General features: G+C 73.6%; 15 protein-coding genes and 1 pseudogene. 11 read left to right on the top strand and 5 right to left on the bottom strand.

Features of this window, described 5'->3' with window-relative positions; genetic code table 11:
* The first annotated feature begins 4 nt into the window (after positions 1 to 4).
* The 4 genes from BBK14_RS28690 to BBK14_RS40790 all read left to right on the top strand — a co-directional run bounded on the left by BBK14_RS28690 (position 5) and on the right by BBK14_RS40790 (position 6,366).
* Entirely contained in the window at positions 5 to 3,334 is a 3,330-nt protein-coding gene (locus BBK14_RS28690) for an AAA family ATPase (protein ID WP_071066323.1), read from the top strand.
* Positions 3,331 to 4,398: a hypothetical protein gene (locus BBK14_RS28685; protein WP_241831919.1), complete on the top strand. Its 1,068-nt coding sequence runs from the start codon at positions 3,331 to 3,333 to the stop codon at positions 4,396 to 4,398. The genes BBK14_RS28690 and BBK14_RS28685 overlap by 4 nt, the downstream gene beginning before the upstream one ends.
* 136 nt (positions 4,399 to 4,534) lie before the next feature.
* Positions 4,535 to 5,473, top strand: coding sequence for an NAD(P)-dependent oxidoreductase (locus tag BBK14_RS28680; RefSeq protein ID WP_241831918.1), 939 nt, complete (start codon positions 4,535 to 4,537; stop codon positions 5,471 to 5,473).
* Positions 5,452 to 6,366, top strand: a complete 915-nt coding sequence (locus tag BBK14_RS40790) for a hypothetical protein (protein WP_241831917.1) — start codon at positions 5,452 to 5,454, stop codon at positions 6,364 to 6,366. The genes BBK14_RS28680 and BBK14_RS40790 overlap by 22 nt, the downstream gene beginning before the upstream one ends.
* A 12-nt stretch (positions 6,367 to 6,378) precedes the next feature.
* Here BBK14_RS40790 and BBK14_RS28670 read toward each other — a convergent pair whose 3' ends face one another.
* Together BBK14_RS28670 and BBK14_RS28665 are read right to left on the bottom strand one after the other, a co-directional pair.
* Entirely contained in the window at positions 6,379 to 7,353 is a 975-nt protein-coding gene (locus tag BBK14_RS28670) for an intradiol ring-cleavage dioxygenase (protein ID WP_071066322.1), read from the bottom strand.
* A 114-nt stretch (positions 7,354 to 7,467) separates the two neighbouring features.
* The gene (locus BBK14_RS28665; protein ID WP_241831916.1) at positions 7,468 to 8,529 is read right to left on the bottom strand and encodes an aldo/keto reductase; all 1,062 of its coding nucleotides are present in this window, start codon (positions 8,527 to 8,529) and stop codon (positions 7,468 to 7,470) included.
* Between the two features lie 53 nt (positions 8,530 to 8,582).
* Between BBK14_RS28665 and BBK14_RS28660 the strand changes: the two genes are divergently transcribed.
* The 7 genes from BBK14_RS28660 (at position 8,583) to BBK14_RS28630 (ending at position 14,832) form a co-directional block, all read left to right on the top strand.
* Positions 8,583 to 9,440, top strand: a complete 858-nt coding sequence (locus BBK14_RS28660; RefSeq protein ID WP_071066321.1) for an MmyB family transcriptional regulator — start codon at positions 8,583 to 8,585, stop codon at positions 9,438 to 9,440.
* 128 nt (positions 9,441 to 9,568) lie between these two features.
* Positions 9,569 to 10,774 carry a 4-hydroxyphenylpyruvate dioxygenase gene (gene hppD / locus BBK14_RS28655; protein WP_071066320.1) on the top strand — a complete coding sequence of 402 codons (1,206 nt, stop codon included), beginning with the start codon at positions 9,569 to 9,571 and terminating at the stop codon, positions 10,772 to 10,774.
* Positions 10,775 to 10,844: 70 nt separating this feature from the next.
* A complete protein-coding gene (locus BBK14_RS28650; RefSeq protein ID WP_071066319.1) occupies positions 10,845 to 12,068 on the top strand; it encodes a homogentisate 1,2-dioxygenase in 1,224 nt (407 codons plus the stop codon).
* Positions 12,065 to 12,976, top strand: coding sequence for a hypothetical protein (locus tag BBK14_RS28645; protein ID WP_071066336.1), 912 nt, complete (start codon positions 12,065 to 12,067; stop codon positions 12,974 to 12,976). Before BBK14_RS28650 ends, BBK14_RS28645 begins: the two co-directional genes overlap by 4 nt.
* Positions 12,973 to 14,169 carry a fumarylacetoacetase gene (fahA, locus tag BBK14_RS28640; RefSeq protein ID WP_071066318.1) on the top strand — a complete coding sequence of 399 codons (1,197 nt, stop codon included), beginning with the start codon at positions 12,973 to 12,975 and terminating at the stop codon, positions 14,167 to 14,169. The genes BBK14_RS28645 and fahA overlap by 4 nt, the downstream gene beginning before the upstream one ends.
* A gap of 101 nt (positions 14,170 to 14,270) precedes the next feature.
* Entirely contained in the window at positions 14,271 to 14,393 is a 123-nt protein-coding gene (locus BBK14_RS41480) for a hypothetical protein (protein ID WP_255565658.1), read from the top strand.
* 82 nt (positions 14,394 to 14,475) lie between these two features.
* On the top strand, positions 14,476 to 14,832 hold the full coding sequence (locus tag BBK14_RS28630) for an ArsR/SmtB family transcription factor (protein ID WP_198541462.1): 357 nt from the start codon (positions 14,476 to 14,478) through the stop codon (positions 14,830 to 14,832).
* Positions 14,833 to 14,847: 15 nt separating this feature from the next.
* Here the strand turns inward: BBK14_RS28630 and BBK14_RS42455 are convergent.
* From BBK14_RS42455 to BBK14_RS28620, 3 genes and pseudogenes are all read right to left on the bottom strand, one after another.
* Positions 14,848 to 15,054 (bottom strand): annotated as a pseudogene (locus tag BBK14_RS42455) (GNAT family N-acetyltransferase); the annotation flags it as partial.
* 55 nt (positions 15,055 to 15,109) lie between these two features.
* The gene (locus tag BBK14_RS28625; RefSeq protein ID WP_071066335.1) at positions 15,110 to 15,748 is read right to left on the bottom strand and encodes a DDE-type integrase/transposase/recombinase; all 639 of its coding nucleotides are present in this window, start codon (positions 15,746 to 15,748) and stop codon (positions 15,110 to 15,112) included.
* 173 nt (positions 15,749 to 15,921) lie between these two features.
* Positions 15,922 to 17,274 carry a PhoX family protein gene (locus tag BBK14_RS28620; protein WP_071066315.1) on the bottom strand — a complete coding sequence of 451 codons (1,353 nt, stop codon included), beginning with the start codon at positions 17,272 to 17,274 and terminating at the stop codon, positions 15,922 to 15,924.
* Positions 17,275 to 17,728: the final 454 nt, after the last annotated feature.

The raw sequence follows: 17,728 nt of genomic DNA, 5'->3' as shown, positions 1-17,728 counted from the left end.
CTGAATGCGCCCGGTACAGCTGGACCTCGCCGGTTTCGGGTCGTTCCGGGAACCGGCGGTGCTGGACCTCACCGACGCCGACTACTTCGCGCTGGTGGGCCCGACCGGCGCCGGCAAGTCGACGCTGATCGACGCGCTGACGTTCGCGCTGTTCGGTTCGGTGCCGCGCTGGAACAACCGCGCGACGGTGCACCTGGCGCTCGCGCCGACCGCGGCCCGGGGCACGGTGCGGCTCGTCTTCGACGCGGCCGGTGCCCGCTACGTGGTGGCGCGGGAGCTGCGCCGCTCCKCCCGCGGCGGGGTGACCGTGCGCAACGCCCGGTTCGAGCGGCTGGTCGACCCGGCCGGCGCTGGCGGGCCGGGGGAGCCGACGGAGGTCCTCGCCGCGGGCGCGCCCGCCGTCACGGCGGCGGTCGAGGAGCTGCTCGGGCTCACCTTCGAGCACTTCTGCACCTGCGTGGTGCTCCCGCAGGGCGAGTTCGCGGAGTTCCTGCGGGCGAAGCCGAGCGAGCGGCAGGCGATCCTCACCCGGCTGCTCGGGCTGGGTGTCTACGACACGATCCGCGCGGCGGCGAACGCCCGCGCGAGTGACCAGCGCCAGCGCGCGGACGTCCTCGCCGAGCAGCTCGCCGGGTACTCGGACGCGACCGCCGCCGCCGAGGCCACCGCGGCCGACCAGGTCGGCGCGCTCACCCGGCTCGCCGCCGAGGTGGCCGCCGCGCTGGCGGAGCTGGCCTGGCTGGACACCGCCGCCGCCGACGCCGCCGCCCAGGTCACCCGGCTGGCCGCTGAGCGTGACCGGCTCGCCGCCGTCCGACCGCCGGACGGGCTGGCGGATCTCACCGGCCGGCTGCACGCCGCCCGGGCCGCCGCCGCGGACGCCCGCCGGCACCGCGAGGAGGCCGAGCGGGCGGACAGCACCGCCCGGGAACGGCTCGCCGCGGCGCCGTCCCGCGGCCCGCTCGACCGGTACGCCCACGACCACGAGGCACTCGCCGGCCTGCTCGCGGCCCGACCGGAAGCCGTCACCGAGCAGACCGCGGCCGGGGCGGCCCTCGCCGCCGCGGACGCCGCGCTCGCGCAGGCGCGCGGCGGGCTGGCGTCGGCGACCACCACCGAACGCGCGGCCGAGCAGACCGCCGAGGCCGCCGCCGCCGAGATGAGCCGGCTCGAAGCCGAGCTGGGGCTGCTCGCCGGTGTGCGCCCGCCGGTCGGGCTGGCGGCGCTGACCGATCGGCTGCGCGGCGCAGAGGCGGCGCGGGCCGAGGCCGTCGAGCGCCGGGAGGCGGCCGAGCGGGCCGACACCGCCGTCCGCGAGGAGCGGGCCGCCGCACCGCCGCGCGGCCCGCTGGAACGGGCCCTGCGCGATCACGAGCTGCTCGCCGAGCTGCTGACCGGCCAGGCTGGCACGGCAGCCGCGCACGCCGCAGCCCGGGACGCGCTCGGCCGGGCCGAGACCGCCCTGGACACGGCCCGCCACGCCCGGCACCGCGCGGCCGCCGCCCGGGACACCGCCGCCCGCGCCGATCTGGCCGCCGCGTTGCGACCGCACCTGGCCGTGGGGGAGGACTGCCCGGTCTGCGCGCGGCCCGTCGCGACCCTGCCGCCGCCGCTGCCGGCCCTCGGCATCGGTGCGGCCGACGAGGCGGTCACCGCCGCCGAGGGTGAGGTCGCCGCCCGCACCGCCGAGGCGACCGCCGCCACCCGGGCGGCGCTGGAATCCGAGGCCCGGCTCGCGGAGCTGACCAAACGGGTCGAGGAGCTGCGCCGCGCGCTCGCCGACGCGCCGGACGCCCGCCGCGCCGCCGACCTCCTCGCGGACGTCGAGCGGCTCGACGGCGCCGTCACCGGCGCCGACCTGGCCCTGCGCCAGGCCCGCGACGCCGCGGCGGCCGCCGAGACGGTCGTCACCCGTTGCCGGGACGAGGCGGCCGGGGCACGGCGGGCGCTCGACACCGCCCGGGACCCGCTGGTCTCCCTCGGCGTTCCCGGCCTGGCGGGCACCGACCTGGAGGCCGACTGGGCCGCGCTCGTCACCTGGGCCGCCGGCCTCGCCCGTGACCGGGCCGGTCAGCGTGACGCCGCCGCCGAGCGGTCGGCCGCCGCCGCGGCGTCTCTCGCCGCCGCGCGGCAGGCACTGTCGCTCGCCACCGCCGGGCAGGCCCGGGCGGACGAGGAGCGGATCGCCGCGGCCCGGGCCCAGCAGCGGGCCGCCACCCGCGTCGCGACCCTCGACGACCAGACCGAGGCGCTGCGTGCCGCGCTCGCCGGCGCGCCGAGCGCCGTCGAGGTCGCGGCCGCGCTCGCCGAGCTCGACCGGCTCACCGCCGCGGCCGGCCAGGCCGACCAGCGGCTACGCGGCGCCCGGGCGGAAGCCGACGCCGCCGAGCGGGCGTTCGAGCAGGCCCGGGACGCGCTCGGCGCGGCCGGCGCCGCGCTGGCCGCGGCCCGCGACGGCCTCGTCCCGCTCGGCGCCCCCGCGGTCGACGGCGAGGACGTTTTGGCTGGTTGGACGGAGCTGACCGACTGGTCCCGCGCGCAGGCGACGGCCCGCGACCACCTGCTCACCGCGGCCACCGTCGAGGCCGAGGCCACCCGCCGGCGCCGTGACGACGCCGACACCGCGCTGGGCGAGCTGCTCGCCGCCCACGACCTTCGCCCCGACGGCCCCGAGCCTGACCCCGCCGGGGGGCCGGCCTCGGCCGGTGCGTCCGCCGCCGTGGCGGAAGGGCTGGCACGGGCCCGCGCGGAGCTTGGCCGGGTCGTCGAGCGCCGTGCCGAGGCCGCCCGGCTCACCGCCGAGGTCGCGACGGCGCGCGAGGCGGACCAGGTCGCCCGCCAGCTCGGCCAGCTGCTGCGCTCCGACCGGTTCCCGCGCTGGATGGTGGCCGCCGCGCTGGACCTCCTGGTCGAGGAGGCGTCGGTGACGCTGTCGGAGCTGTCCGGTGGGCAGTTCGAGTTGACCCACGAGGACGGCGAGTTTGTGGTCGTCGACCATGCCGACGCCGACTCGCGTCGGCCGGTGCGGACCCTGTCCGGCGGTGAGACGTTCCAGGCCAGCCTGGCGTTGGCTCTCGCGTTGTCCTCCCAGCTGCGGGCGATGGCGGCCGGCGGCGCGGCCACGCTCGACTCGCTGTTCCTCGACGAGGGCTTCGGCACCCTCGACGAGGCCACCCTGGACGTCGTCGCGAGCACCCTGGAGAGCCTTGCGAGCGGCGGCGGCCGGATGGTCGGCCTGGTCACCCACGTCCAGGCGCTGGCCGAGCGGGTCCCCGTACGCTTCGCGGTGAACCGGGACCAGCGGACGTCGACCGTCGTCAGGGAGCGCACTTGACCGAGGCACCACCACGCCCGGGGCCGGCCACGCCGGCCGTACCCGCCCCGCTCGCCGCCCCCGCAGTGCCGGCGGGCCGGATGAAGTTCAGCGTCGACGCCTGGGACCCCGGCTACGGGACGAGCCTCGGCGAGGAGGAGCTCGTCGAGTCCAGCGCCCCGGTCGTGCTGGACGTCGAGGTGCCCGAGTCGGCGTGGGCGCCGCGTGACCCCGCTCCCGGCACGGCCCCGCCGGGCGCGGTGCTGTTCGTCGACGGGGTGCGCCGCGTCGAGGCACGCGCCTGGATCCACGACAGCGTGCCCGCCGGCGAGCAGGCGACGTCGGCGCTGCCGGCCCTGTGCGCCTCCTATGCCAGTGGCGTCGTCTGCTGCTGCGAGGCCGGGGCCCACCTGGCCGTCGCGGCGGTGAACCGGGGGACGTTCACCGCCGCCGAGCATGCCGGGGACGTCCGGACGACCGCCGGCGACTATCCCGTCCGCCGGACGCGCGCGACCGACCCGGTCGGGCTGAGCCTGGCGTTGCAGCGGGCCCTCGGTGAGCTCGAGGTGGAGTCGGCCGCCGCGGCCCGCGCCCGGCTCGGCGACCACACGACCGGCGCCGGCCACCACGCCGGCACCGACCTGCTGGTCGTCGACGGCCCGCTGCGCGGGCGCCAGCACCTGCCGCGGACCCTGGGCTTCGTCAAGACCCATCAGTCGGCATACCTTCCGCCGCGCCAGCACGCGATGGTCGGCACCCTCGGCCCGGGCCAGCGCACCCCGGTCTTCCTGATGGGTTCCAGCTGGGACAGGCACAGCTGGTACCTGCGGCTGCCCGGCGGGCCGGGCGCGCCGTGGGCCGGTGTGGTGCGGGTCGAGTGCGGCGCGGACATGTCCGCCGCCGAGGCGATCGCGCTGGCCGACCAGAGCCAGGTGACGCTGCGCCGCTTCGCCTCCACCGAGTTCAAGGACGCCCGCGCCCCCCAGAACCTCTACCCGATCGCCGGTCTGGAACGGGCGCTGCGCCGCCGGATGGGCGATCCCCAGCTGCTGTACCGCGCGCTGCGCCGCGCCGCGGTGGCCTGAGCCGGCCGCCCCCGGCGGCGGGGCCGGGTGGTACGAACTCATGGGTCGTACGGGGTCGTACGAGGTGGCAGTGGGACGCAGTCGTGCGTGGTCGCACAGGAAGCGGGTCGTCTTGTCCGTCGCAGGTTCCTCGCCGGTGTCGCCCGAGTCGATGTCACCCGAGTCGATGTCACCCGAGTCGACCCGGGTCGGGTGGATCGGCACCGGGGTGATGGGGGCGTCCATGTGCGGGCACCTGCTGCGCCGCGGCTACCGGGTGACGGTCACGACCCGCAGCCGGGACAGCGCGGACGGCCTGCTCGCCGCGGGGGCGACCTGGGCCGACTCGCCCGCCGAGGTGGCGGCCGGCAGCGACGTCGTGTTCTCGATGGTGGGCCTGCCCGCGGACGTCCGCGAGGTGCTGCTCGGCCCCGCCGGCGCGCTCGTCGGTGCCGGGCCCGGGGCGGTTCTCGTCGACATGACGACGAGTGAGCCCGCGCTCGCGGTCGAGATCGGCCGGGTCGCCGGGGAGATCGGGGTGCACGCGCTGGACGCGCCGGTGTCGGGCGGCGACGTCGGCGCCCGTAACGCCACACTCTCGATCATGGTCGGCGGCCCGGCCGGCGTGTTCGAGGCGGTCCGCCCCGGTCTCGAGGCGATGGGCGCCACGATCGTCCGGCAGGGTGATCACGGCGCCGGTCAGCACACGAAGATGGTGAACCAGATCCTCATCGCCAGCACCATGGTCGCGATGTCGGAGGGACTGCTGTACGCCAGCCGCGTCGGGCTGGACGTCGCCGGGGTGCTGGAGTCGGTCGGCAGCGGTGCCGCCGGCAGCTGGTCGCTGTCGAACCTCGCCCCGCGGGTGGTGGGCGGCGACTTCGCGCCCGGGTTCTTCGTCGACCACATGGTCAAGGATCTCGGCATCGCGCTCGCCGAGGCGCGGCGGGCCAGGCTCGCCCTGCCGGGGCTGGCGCTCGCCAACCAGCTCTACGTGGCCCTGCAGGCGCAGGACCGCGGCCGTGACGGCGCCCAGGCACTGGTGCACGCGCTGGCCTCGCTGTCCGGCCTGGAATGGCCCCCGCACCCGGCCTGACCGGGGGCGGCCGGGACACGCCGGAGCGACGCGCCGGAGCGGACCCGGACCACACGGTCCTGGCCGCCCGGTCCATCGCGGACGACGGGACCATCCGTCTCCCGTTCGGCCGCGGTCGGACGTCCCCGATCGCCGCCGCGGACGTCGCCCGGGTCGCCGCGGAGATCCTGGCCGATCCGGCGGCGCACCGCGAGTACGTGTACGAGCTGACCGGGCCGCGCTCGCAGGACATGGACGGGGTCGCCGCGGAGTTCTCCCGGGCGCTGGGCCGCCAGGTGACCTACGTGGACGTCCCGCCCGACGAGTGGGCGAACCTGGTGGCGCCCCAGACGGACCTGTTCGCGTTCACCCGCGACCACGACGCGCCTGCACCGCCAGAACCGCTACGACCGGGCGACCACGACCGTCGAACAGGTGACGGGACGGCCGGCGCGCAGCGTCGAGGAGTTCGTCGCCGAGCGGGCCGGGCTCGTCGGCCGCCCGCTCGGCGGCTGAGATCCCGCGCCGCCGGAGGCGGTTTCTGTGTCACACTCCGGCGTGTGCCGAGATTTCATCATGCCAACCTCGGGGTCCCGCCGGATGCCGCCGACGCCGAGGCGGAGTTCCTGGTGGGGGTGCTCGGCTACCGGCGGCTCGAGCCGCCGCCGGCGGCCCTGGGCCGCGGTGCGCGGTGGTTCGAGGCCGACGACGGCACACAGGTCCATCTGAGCCTCGACCCCGACCATGTTCCCGCGGCCAAGGCGCACACGGCGATAGAGGTCGGCGCCGACTGCGCCGCGATCGAGGCCCGCCTGAGCGCGGCCGGCATCCCGTTCACCGCGGGTGACTTCGACGGCCGGCGGATCGTGATCTGCCGCGATCCGGCCGGCAACGGCTGGGAGCTGCGCGGCTGATCCCGGCGGCCGTCAGCGCCCGCCGGGTGCCCGGCCACCGGGTGCGCCGCCCGGCGCCCCACCGCCGGAGACCTGGCCGCCGCCCGCGGCCGTCGACGTGTCGACGCCCAGGGTGAGGGAGACCGCGTACCCGGCGGAGACGTCGCCGGTCACGGTGGCGAGCTGGGTGGCGGCCCCGTCGTCGCCGAAGACCCCGTCGCTGTCCAGGCTGACCTGCGCCAGGTTGTTCACGGAGGCCGCGTAGCCCGTCTGCGCGTAGACCTTCTCGGAGACGTCCTGCGGCAGCGCGACCTGCGAGGTGGCGATGGCCTTCGTCGAGTCGGTGATGCTGGCCTGGTCGGGATAGACCTCGAAGTGGATGTGCGGCCAGCGCCCCGTGTAGCACGCCGGGAAGATGCTGGTGAAGCGGACCGTGCCGGCGGAGTCGGCAACCTGGACCCCGCGCAGGTAGTTCTGGTCGGTGACGCCGTCGGAGTACATCGAGTAGCGGCCCTCGCGGTCGCAGTGCCACACGTACACGGCCACCCCGGCGAAGGGCGTGCCGCCGTTCGCGAGGTCGCGAACCGTCAGCGCCAGTGTCATGGGGACGCCCTCGGCGGTGCCGGTCGAGTCGCCGAAGCTGGACCGGATGTCACTGCGGACCACACCGCTCTGCTCGAGGACGTCCGGCCCGTTGGACCCGTCGCCCGGGTAGGGGCCCGCGGTCTCCTCGGGGATCTCCCCGGCCGCCGCGCTCGCTGTCGCGGCCGACGTCCCCGAGGTGGACGTCCCCGAGGTGGCTGAGGCCGTGGATCCGGCGGAGTCCGAGCCGCAGGCCGCCAGGCCGGCGGACGCGGCGCCGAGGCCGAAGAAGGCCAGCATCCGCCGCCGGCTCAGCAGTGTGCCGACGTCGAAGGCGAGGCCCTGGTCGACGATCTCCTCGTGGGGCCGGGCCAGCGGGCGCCCCTCGTACGCCCGCGTCCGGCTGGGACTCCGGTGATCCGCCATGTGCCCTCCATCTGCGATCGGCTGACCTGATGGCTCGATCATGGCGGGCCCGGCGATGCCTACGCTGTGCGTTCCCTGTGCACCACCTGTGCGTGGGCGGGCTGGCGGGCCGCGTCAGCGCTCGGCGGGACGCTCGCTGTCGAGGGCGGCGAGCTGGGCGTCCTCGTACCGTCCCCCCGCGGCCGACCCGGCGGGCACCGCCCGGTCGACGTCGGCCAGATCCTGCTCGGACAGGGTGACGGCCGCGGTGGCCAGGGCGTCGTCGATGCGGCTGCGGCGGCGCATCCCCACCAGCGGGATGACGTCCGGACCGGCGGCGGCGACCCAGGCGATGGCCAGCTGCGCGACGGAGACGTTGTGGCGCTCGGCGACCGGCCGCAGCCGCTCGACGAGCCCCAGGTTGTGGTCGAGGTTCGCGCCCTGGAAGCGCGGGCTGTGCGCCCGGAAGTCACTGCTGTGCCCCGACGGGCCGGTGCCGGCGATCAGCCCGCGGGAGAGCACCCCGTACGCGGTGATCGCGATCCCCAGTTCGCGGCAGGTCGCCAGGATCTCGTCCTCGATGCCGCGGGAGAGGACCGAGTACTCGATCTGCAGGTCGCAGATCGGGTGCACGGCCGCCGCCCGCCGGATCGTCTCCGGGCCGACCTCCGACAGGCCGATGTGCCGGACCAGGCCGGCCTTGACCTGCTCGGCGATGGCACCGATGGTGTCCTCGACCGGCACGGCGGGGTCGAGCCGGGCCGGCCGGTAGATGTCCACATGGTCGGTGCCCAGGCGCACCAGCGAGTAGGCGAGGAAGTTGCGCAGCGCCGCCGGCCGGGCGTCGAAACCACCCCAGCCGCCGACCGCGTCGCGCAGCGCGCCGAACTTCACGCTCACCGTCACCGCGTCCCGGTCGAGCTGGCGCAGGGCACGGCCGACCAGCAGCTCGTTGTGCCCCATGCCGTAGAAGTCGCCGGTGTCGAGCAGGGTCATCCCCGCGTCGACCGCGGCGAGGATCGTCGCGATGCTCTCGTCGTCGTCGGCCGGCCCGTACATGCCGGACATGCCCATGCAACCGAGCCCGAGCGCACCCACCTCCGGCCCGGTCGCCCCGAGCCGCCTTGTCGTCATCGCCGTCCGCGTCATGGCCGCCAGTCTGCTGCGGCGGGCGACGCCGCGGCAGGGACCGTTCATCGTGGGATCGCCGGTCCCTGGCTCGGCCGCCGGGTGTGGGGAACGCTGGTGGCATGGATCGCTCCGGGCTCGCCGACTTCCTGCGCCGGCGCCGCGCGCAGCTGCAGCCATCGGACGTCGGCCTGCCCCCCGGGGTGCGCCGGCGCACCCCGGGGCTGCGCCGCGACGAGGTGGCCGCGCTCGCCGTCATGTCGACCGACTACTACACCCGCCTCGAGCAGTCCCGCGGGCCGCGGCCGTCCGCGCCGCTGCTGGCCGCGCTGGCCCGGGCGCTGCGCCTGAGCGACGACGAACGCGACCACCTGTTCCACCTCGCGGGCCAGCCGCCCCCGCCGCGGACGTCCACCGCCGCGCACGTCTCGCCCGGTCTGCTGTACATCCTCGACCGGCTCACCGACACTCCCGCGTTCGTCGTCTCCGACATCGGCGAGGTCCTGGCGCGCAACCGCATGTCGGTCGCGTTGTCCGGCGACATCTCCGCCCGCCCGGGACGGGCCCGCAACAACACCTGGCTCTGGTTCGCCGAGCCGGACGTCCGGTCGCGGTTCCCGCGCGAGGACTGGGAGCGGCTGTCCCGCACGCACGTCGCGGACCTGCGCGCGACCCACGGCCGGCGCCGCGGCGACGCGGATGTGGAGGATCTCGTGGCCGATCTGCTGGGCCGCAGCGAGGAGTTCGCGCGGCTCTGGGCGGAGCACGAGGTCATGGTGCGCCGCGCCGACCACAAGCGGATCATCCATCCGGCGGTGGGCGCCGTGGACCTGCTGTGCGAGACGCTGACCAGCGACGCGGGCACCCAGACGCTGGTCGTGCTCTACCCGCGACCGGGCAGCCCGGCGCGCGACCAGCTCGATCTGCTGCGGGTCATCGGAACCCAGGACCTGACCACCGGCGAGGTCGCCGGTCACTGACCACCCCGTCTCATCACACCCGGCGAGTCGTCACATCAGGCGGGCGTCGCGTCACTCAAGGTAGTGTCACTCTCGCGTTCGCGCGCCAGCGCCGCCGCCTCGACTCCCGCCCGGCCGAGAGGACGTCCATGAGCACCGAAGTGACGCTGACCGGCCAGGAGCGCTCGGCCGAGCTGGACGTCGACCAGCTCCGACAGCTGGTCGGTCTCGTCGAGCACGACCCGGCCGGCGACCCGTTCCCGGTGTCCGGCTGGGACGCGGTGGTGTGGGTGGTCGGCAACGCCAACCAGGCGGCCCACTACTACCAGTCGGCGTTCGGCATGGACCTCGTCGCCTACTCCGGGCCGGAGACGGGCCAGCCCGATCACTGCTCCTACGTTCTCACCAGCGGCGCGGTGCGGTTCGTGCTCCAAGGGGGAGTGAGCCCGGACAGCCCCCTGCTCGACCACCACCGCCGGCACGGCGACGGCGTCGTCGACATCGCGCTGGAGGTGCCCGACGTCGACCGGTGCATCGCGCACGCCCGCGCCCAGGGTGCGCGGGTGCTCGAGGAGCCGCACGAGCTGCGCGACGAGCACGGCGCCGTGCGTCTCGCCGCCATCGCCGCCTACGGGCGGACGCGGCACACCCTGGTCGACCGGTCGCGCTACTCCGGGTGCTACCTGCCGGGCTACGTCGAGCGCCGCTCCGGGCACGTCCGGCGGCCGGGTGCGCCGCGCAGCCTGTTCCAGGCCCTGGACCACGTCGTGGGCAACGTCGAGCTCGGCGCCATGGACGAGTGGGTGGCGTTCTACAACCGGGTCATGGGCTTCACGAACCTGGCCGAGTTCGTCGGCGGCGACATCGCCACCCGGTACTCGGCGCTGATGAGCAAGGTGGTCGCCAGTGGCAACCACCGGGTCAAGTTCCCGCTCAACGAGCCCGCGCCCGGCCGGCGGAAGTCGCAGATAGCGGAGTACCTGGAGTTCCACGGCGGTCCCGGCGCGCAGCACCTCGCCCTGGCGACCGGTGACATCCTCGCCTCGGTCGACGCGATGCGGGCCGAGGGCGTCGAGTTCCTCGACACTCCCGACACCTACTACGACGACCCCGCGCTGTGGGCCCGCGTCGGCGAGGTGCGGGCACCGGTCGAGGAGCTCCGGCGCCGCCGGATCCTGGTCGACCGCGACGAGGACGGCTACCTCCTGCAGATCTTCACCAGGCCGCTGGGGGACCGTCCGACGGTGTTCTTCGAACTCATCGAGCGGCACGGATCGCTCGGCTTCGGCAAGGGCAACTTCCAGGCCCTCTTCGAGGCGATCGAACGCGAGCAGGAACGGCGGGGAAACCTCTGAGGTGCCGAGGTTCTGCGGAGTAGATGTTCTGAGGAGCCGACGCAAAGGACCCGACGCAAAGGACCCGACGATGCCGTACTACGCCCGGACCGGGGACGTCCCGCCCAAACGGCACACGCAGCACCGCGGCGGCGACGGCGGCCTGTACAGCGAGGAGCTGATGGGATCGGAGGGCTTCTCCGCGGACTCGTCACTGCTGTACCACCGGGAGATCCCGGCGGCGATCAGCGCGGCCCGGCCGTGGGAGCCGCCCGCCCTCGGCACTGTCGCCAACCACCCGCTGCGGCCGCGACACCTGCGCACCCACACCCTCACCGCGGCCGAGGGATGGCGGAGCCTCGACGTCGTCACCGGGCGGCGGCTGCTCCTGGGTAACACCGACGTCCGGCTCTGCTACGTCGCCGCCGGCGCGCCTTCACCGCTCTACCGCAACGGCACCGGTGACGAGTGCGTCTACGTCGAGGCCGGCACCGCCCGCGTCGACACCGTGTTCGGCACACTGCCGGCCGGCCCCGGCGACTACGTCGTCGTCCCGTGCGGCACGACGCACCGGTGGACGCCGAGCGGCGACGAGCCGCTGCGCGCCTACATCATCGAGGCGAACAGCCACATCCGCCCGCCGAAGCGCTACCTGTCGGCCTCGGGCCAGTTCCTCGAGCACGCCCCCTACTGCGAACGCGACCTGCGCCGCCCGGCCGGGCCGCTGCTCGAGGAGGGAACGGACGTCGAGGTGTACGTGAAGCACCGCGGGCCCGGGGCCGGGACCGGCGGCGTCGCCGGCACGGTGCTGACCTACCGGACCCACCCGTTCGACGTCGTCGGCTGGGACGGCTGCCTCTACCCGTACCTGTTCAACATCGGCGACTTCGAGCCGATCACCGGCCGGTTGCACCAGCCACCGCCGGTGCACCAGGTCTTCGAGGGCCGTAACTTCGTCGTCTGCAACTTCGTGCCCCGCAAGGTCGACTACCACCCCGACGCGATCCCGACGCCGTACTACCACGCCAACATCGACTCCGACGAAGTGATCTTCTACACCGGCGGTGCCTACGGAGCCCGCCGCGGTTCCGGGATCGGGCCCGGTTCCCTCTCGCTGCATCCCGCCGGGCACACCCACGGCCCGCAGCCCGGGGCGGTGCAGGCGAGCATCGGCGTGGAGTTCGTCGACGAGCTCGCGGTCATGGTCGACACCTTCGCCCCACTCGAGCTCGGCGAGGGCGGCCTCGCCTGCGAGGACCCCGACTACGCCTGGACGTGGGCGGCGAACGCGGCGGCGCGGGGCGGCGCAGGGTGACCGGCCATCCGCCGCCGGGCTTGTTCGCCGGGCTGGTCGACGACGCCGGGCTGTTCCCGCCCGAGGAACTGCCCATGCCCGCCGCCCTCCGCCGGCACCGGCACGACCGCGCGGACCCCACAGGCGTCCTGACCGGCCACTTCCTGTGCGCCGCGTCCCGCGTCGACGAACTCCTCGAAGCGCTCGCCGCCGGTGCGCGCGGGCGTGGAGCCTTTGGCGGGCGTCTCGACGGGACCGCCGCCGAGGGGCGTCTCGCGCTGGGCCTCGTCAGCCCGTTGGAGCCGAGCACGCTCCACACCGCCCTGGCCCGCCTTGAGGGCGACCCGCCCGTCGAGCTGGTCGGGGTCGAGGGGCTGCTGGGTGACCTCGCCGCGCTGGCGGCGGTGCCACCGTCCGTGCCCTGTTTCGTCGAGACGCCGCGCGGGGATCGCGACGCCCTGGCGCGGGTGTCGGCCGCCGGCCACGGGGTCAAGATCCGGTGCGGCGGGGCGCGCGCGGAACAGTTCCCCCCGTCCGCGGAAGTGGCCCGATTCGTGGTCGCCTGCGCGCGCGGCGGCGTGCCGTTCAAGGCGACCGCCGGGCTCCACCACGCGCTGCCCTACCGGGACCGGCGAACCGGCTTCACCCACCACGGGTTCCTCAACCTGGTGCTCGCCACCTGCCGCGCGGTCGACGGCGCCGGCCTCCCGGCGGTCAGCGAGATCCTCGACCGCACGGACGAGGCCGCGCTCGTCGCCGAGGCCCGCGCGGTGCCGCCGGAGCTGGCCCGCGCCGCACGCCGGGCCCTCGTCGCATACGGCTCGTGCCGGACAGACGCACCGGTCGACGACCTGCGCCGACTCGGCCTCGTCAGCTCCGCGGCACCGTCCGGGGCGACGGCGTCGGCCGGGACCGAGGCGTCGGCGTGACGGCCCGCTCGTGGGTGCCGGTACCCAAGGGCTCGGACTTCCCGCTGCAGAACCTCCCCTACGGCGCCTTCTCCGCCGACGGTGGGAGCCCCCGGATCGGCGTCGCCATCGGCGACCACATGCTGGACCTCGCCGCCGCGCTGGGGGACCCGGTGTTCGCCCGGCCCCGGCTGAACGAGTTCCTCAGCCGGGGCCGGCGCCACTGGACGGCAGTCCGCGCGCGGATCACCGACCTGCTGACCGACCCGGCCCAGAAAGCGGCGGCGCGGCCCAGCCTGATCCCGCGTGACGCGGTCCGGCTGCACCTGCCGGTGGACGTGGCCGACTACGTCGACTTCTACGCCTCCGAGCACCACGCCAGCAACGTCGGACGGATCCTGCGCCCCGGCGGTGATCCGCTGAACCCGAACTGGCGGCACCTGCCTGTCGGCTACCACGGCCGCTCCGGCACGGTCGTCGTCTCCGGAACCGAGATCGTCCGCCCGCGCGGGCAGCGCCGGCCCGCCGACGGCCAGCCGCCGGCGTTCGGCCCGACGACCCGCCTCGACATCGAGGCGGAGGTCGGCTTCGTCGTCGGGACGCCGTCGGCGCTCGGTGAACGGGTCACCCCGGCGGCGTTCGCCGACCACGTGTTCGGCGTGGTGCTGGTGAACGACTGGTCGGCGCGGGACATCCAGGCGTGGGAGTACGTGCCGCTCGGGCCGTTCCTCGGGAAGTCCTTCGCGACGTCGGTCTCGCCCTGGGTCGTCCCGCTCGACGCGCTGGCGGCCGCGCGGTTCCAGCCGCCGCCGCGGGAGCCCGAACCGCTGCCCTACCTGCGGGACAACGGCGCGTGGGGCCTCGACCTGCGGCTGGAGGTGAGCTGGAACGGCTTCGTGGTCAGCCGCCCGCCCTTCGCCGAGATGTACTGGACGCCCGCGCAGCAGCTGGCGCATCTCACCGTCGGCGGCGCGGCGCTGCGCACCGGCGACCTCTTCGCCTCGGGCACCGTCTCCGGCCCGCGCCGCGACGAGTGCGGGTCCTTCCTGGAGCTCACCTGGAACGGCACCGAGCCGCTGCGACTGCCCGACGGCACCGAGCGGACGTTCCTCGAGGACGGCGACACCATCACCATCCGGGCCACCGCCCCCGGCGACAGCGGCGTGCGCATCGGCTTCGGTGAGGTGACGGGAACGATCCGCCCGGCCCGGTGAGCACCCGCCGGCCGGCAGGCACCGGTCCCGTCAGACGAGGGAGCTCGCCTGCCCGGGTCCTGTCGCCGGCGGGACACGGGCCGTTCCGCGAGGGTGTCGAGATGCAGTGCGCGCTGATCGACCCGGCGGACGGCACGACCCATCCGGTGGACGTCACCGTCGACTCCGTCGACGGCGCGAACACGGCGTTCAGTTTCGAGATCGGTGAGCCCGCGGACGCATAGCGGCGCAGACGACTTTCCGGGACGTCCGTCACGGAAAAGTAATCGCTTGACAGCAATATAACCTTTTGGTGATAGTCGAGTTGTGGAACCTGTGATCTGGGCCGCGGTGGGTGACCCGCACCGCCGCCGGGTGCTCGAGCTGCTCCGCGCCGGCCCCCGGCCCGTCAACGAACTGGTCGAACAGCTGGGGCTGAGCCAGCCCGGCGTGTCCAAGCACCTGCGGATCCTGCGTGAGGCCGGGCTCGTCACTGTCCGCCCCGACGGACAGCGCCGGCTCTACCTCCTGGAGCCCGCGCCGCTGCGGGAGCTCGCCCGCTGGCTCGAGCCGTTCCGGGCTCACTGGGACGATCGCCCGGACGCACCGGAACACCACCTTGACACCGCGGCGCCACTACGGGAGCGGCTTGCCCCGCGATCTCGGCAGGAGGACACCTGGTGACTCCTCCCGCGGAAGCTATGAAGGGTGGAGGGTCACGCCGCGGCGCGCTCCGTATCCAGCCTCCAAATCATCGCTGATCAGGTCCATGAGTAGCCCATCACGGAAAGAACCGTCCGGCCCGCGCTCATACCTGCGCATGATTCCGACGGGCAGGAAACCGACCTTCTTGTAGCAGCGGATCGCCCTGTCGTCGGCGGCCGCGGGGTCAATAGTGATTCGATGAGGCGCTGACGCGTTCGGAGGAAGCAGGGCATGCCAGTGGCCCGGTGAGCAGTGGTCAGACGGCCTGGGCGAGTTCGGTGAATGTGGCGGCCAGCCGCAGATGCGGGCCGGTGTGGGTGGCGAGGTCGTAGTGGYCGCGGCGGATGTTCTGGACCAGAGCGTGTCCGGCGCTGATCGTCTGGACAGAGCGCAGCCGTTTCAGCCCGCGCATCGGCCGCAGCCGTGCTTTCAGCCGGCCGTGGTCGGCTTCGATCCGATTGTTCTCTCTGGCGGCGTCGACATGGCAGGCCTCGGGAAGCAGCTCGTTGAGGAGCCTCGGGTAGACAGGTGCTTTGTCGGTGGTGACCTCAACCGGCCGGCGGCCATGAGACAGCGCCTGGGTGAAGAACCGGCGGGCGGCGGCCTGGCCGCGGCGGGTGCTGGCGAGGACGTCGATGACCTGGCCGTGCTGGTCAACGGCCCGGTACAGGTAGGTCCACCGGGCCGCGTCTACGAGCAGGGGCGTGAACCGTTGCACCCACCGGTAAACGGTGACGTGATCGACGTCGGTGCCGCGTTCGGCGAGCAGTTCCTCGACATCCCGGTACGACAGCGCGAACCGCAGGTACCACCGGACCGCCAGAACGATCATCTCCGGTGGGAACCGGAACCCCGCGAACTCCGAGACCGGCGGAGCAACCGCGCCTCGACCCATCACCTGATCATGCTCGACCACCAGCGCGAAGTCCTGCCCTGGCCGGAGGCAACAGAGCCGCTTTAACAAGGGTGGGCCCGGGCCGATTCGACCCGGACCCCCGCTCCGTTCAGGTGATCACCTGGCGCCGGGTCCGTTTCGCAGGAGATGCCGTCCCGGTCAGGTGCGAGATGCTACAGGATGCCTTGACGCCAYGGCCCGGTGATGGCGAAGGTGATGCCCGGCGACTGGATGTTCACGAACAGCCAGTTTCCGCCGCCGTCGTTGTCGAAGCAGGCCCCGCACCATTCGGAACCGGTGAAGTCGCCACTGATGCCGTTGACTGCCTTGTCGACGGGGATCACGACGTTGTTCTCAGCGAACTGGAAGATCAGACCGTCCGTGGACAAACCGTGCAGGAACTCCCGGCCGCTCCCGTCCTCGCACAGGACGAGGCCACCGCGCGGGCTCACCGTGATGTTATCGGGGAAGTTGAGCACGTTGGCGGCCGGTGACTCGAACACACAGGTGAGGGTCATCGCGTCGGAGTTGTAGGCGAAGACCTGTCCCTGCCCGGCCGCACCGCCGCTGGTGGCGGTCATGTAGACCAGCCGGTTTCCGTACCAGAGGCCTTCCGGCCGGGCAAACTCGGCGGCCCCCAGTGCCAGACCCTGCTGCACCACACCGTTGCCGGTGTCCGGGTCGGGGTTCGCGATCGGTACCCATTCCACCGGCAGAGTGGTACCGGTGCCGACCGCGCCACGCAGGTTCTTCCGGAACTCGCCTCGTATGGCGAGCATCTCCAGCTTCCCCCCGTCGGCGAGCCGGCCTTGGGTGTTCGGCGTGAAGCGGTACCAACCGCCAGGCGTGGCATCCTCGCTCATATAAACATAGCCGTGATGGTCGACCGCGGTCGCCTCATGACTGAACCGCCCCATGGCGGGTATCGGCATCGCGTCGGACACTCCGTCAGCCGGGACCTCGAACACATACCCGTGCCGCTTCGGGCTGATGGTCGTCGTCTCCTCGCAGCTGAGCCAGGTGCCCCAGGGCGTGGGACCGCCCGCGCAGTTGCGGATCGTCCCGGCGAGGCTCGGCCGGGTCTCGATGTACTTCGCCTGGTCCGGGTCGAAGACAACCGTCGTGGTGCCGCCTGCGGCGGTGCTGTCGTAGGTCGGGATCCCACCCTCGCCGATCGGAGCGCCGGTGCCGCGCTCGTGATTGCGGACCAGGTGAATCTTTCCGTTGCGTCGGAAAGCGGCCATTCCATCGTGCGCGCCGGGAGTCGCGGTGCCGTCCGTCATCGGATCGCCGGTCCACCCGAAGGTCACGTACTCAAAGCCACGGGGCAGCCGCAGCAGCTCGAGTCCCGTCGTCCGGTCGGCGGCCGGGTAGAGCGGACCATACCCGCCTCCCGCGACCGGGGCGGCGGAGGCAATACGCGCGGAAAGCGAGCCGAACGGCCCGGCCAGCGCGGCGCCGCCCAGCACTGCCATTCCCTTTAGAAGCCCACGCCGCTGCGGCCCGACCTGCGAATCTTCTGYCATCGAATGACTCCCCTGTTGAATTAGCGAACTCCCGTCCGAGTCCGATGGGTAAACCTAGGAATCCTTGTTTAACACACGCCGAACGTCCGATGTTGCAACGATGTACAGTATACATATTTTCTTCAAAGGAGAAAATATGTATAGCAGATTTATATACAAGCGATGACTCCCTGCACCCTTGGATCCCGGTTATGCGGTGAGTAACTTTTACGTTACCCGACTTTGGGTGCTTCGGTAGGGGCTGTTGTGTCCCGGGAAAGGGTGGCAGGCCAGGCTCTCGGTGGGTGTTCTGCACGCTTTCGCCGGGCCTCAGCTTGAGTTGATCTCTGGGTGTGGGGCTGGTCGTCTTGCGCTCGGCGGTCGGTGCGTTCCGCTGGAAGGCGTGAGCGAGCGCAGGCCGTACCCCAGTGACCTATCGGACGAGGCGTGGGAGCTGATCCGCCCCGTCATCACC

It is taken from the genome of Parafrankia soli, assembly GCF_001854695.1.
Lineage (GTDB): Bacteria > Actinomycetota > Actinomycetes > Frankiales > Frankiaceae > Parafrankia > Parafrankia soli.
Note: the sequence above shows the minus strand (reverse complement) of the source record. Positions and strands in the feature narration are given on the sequence as shown.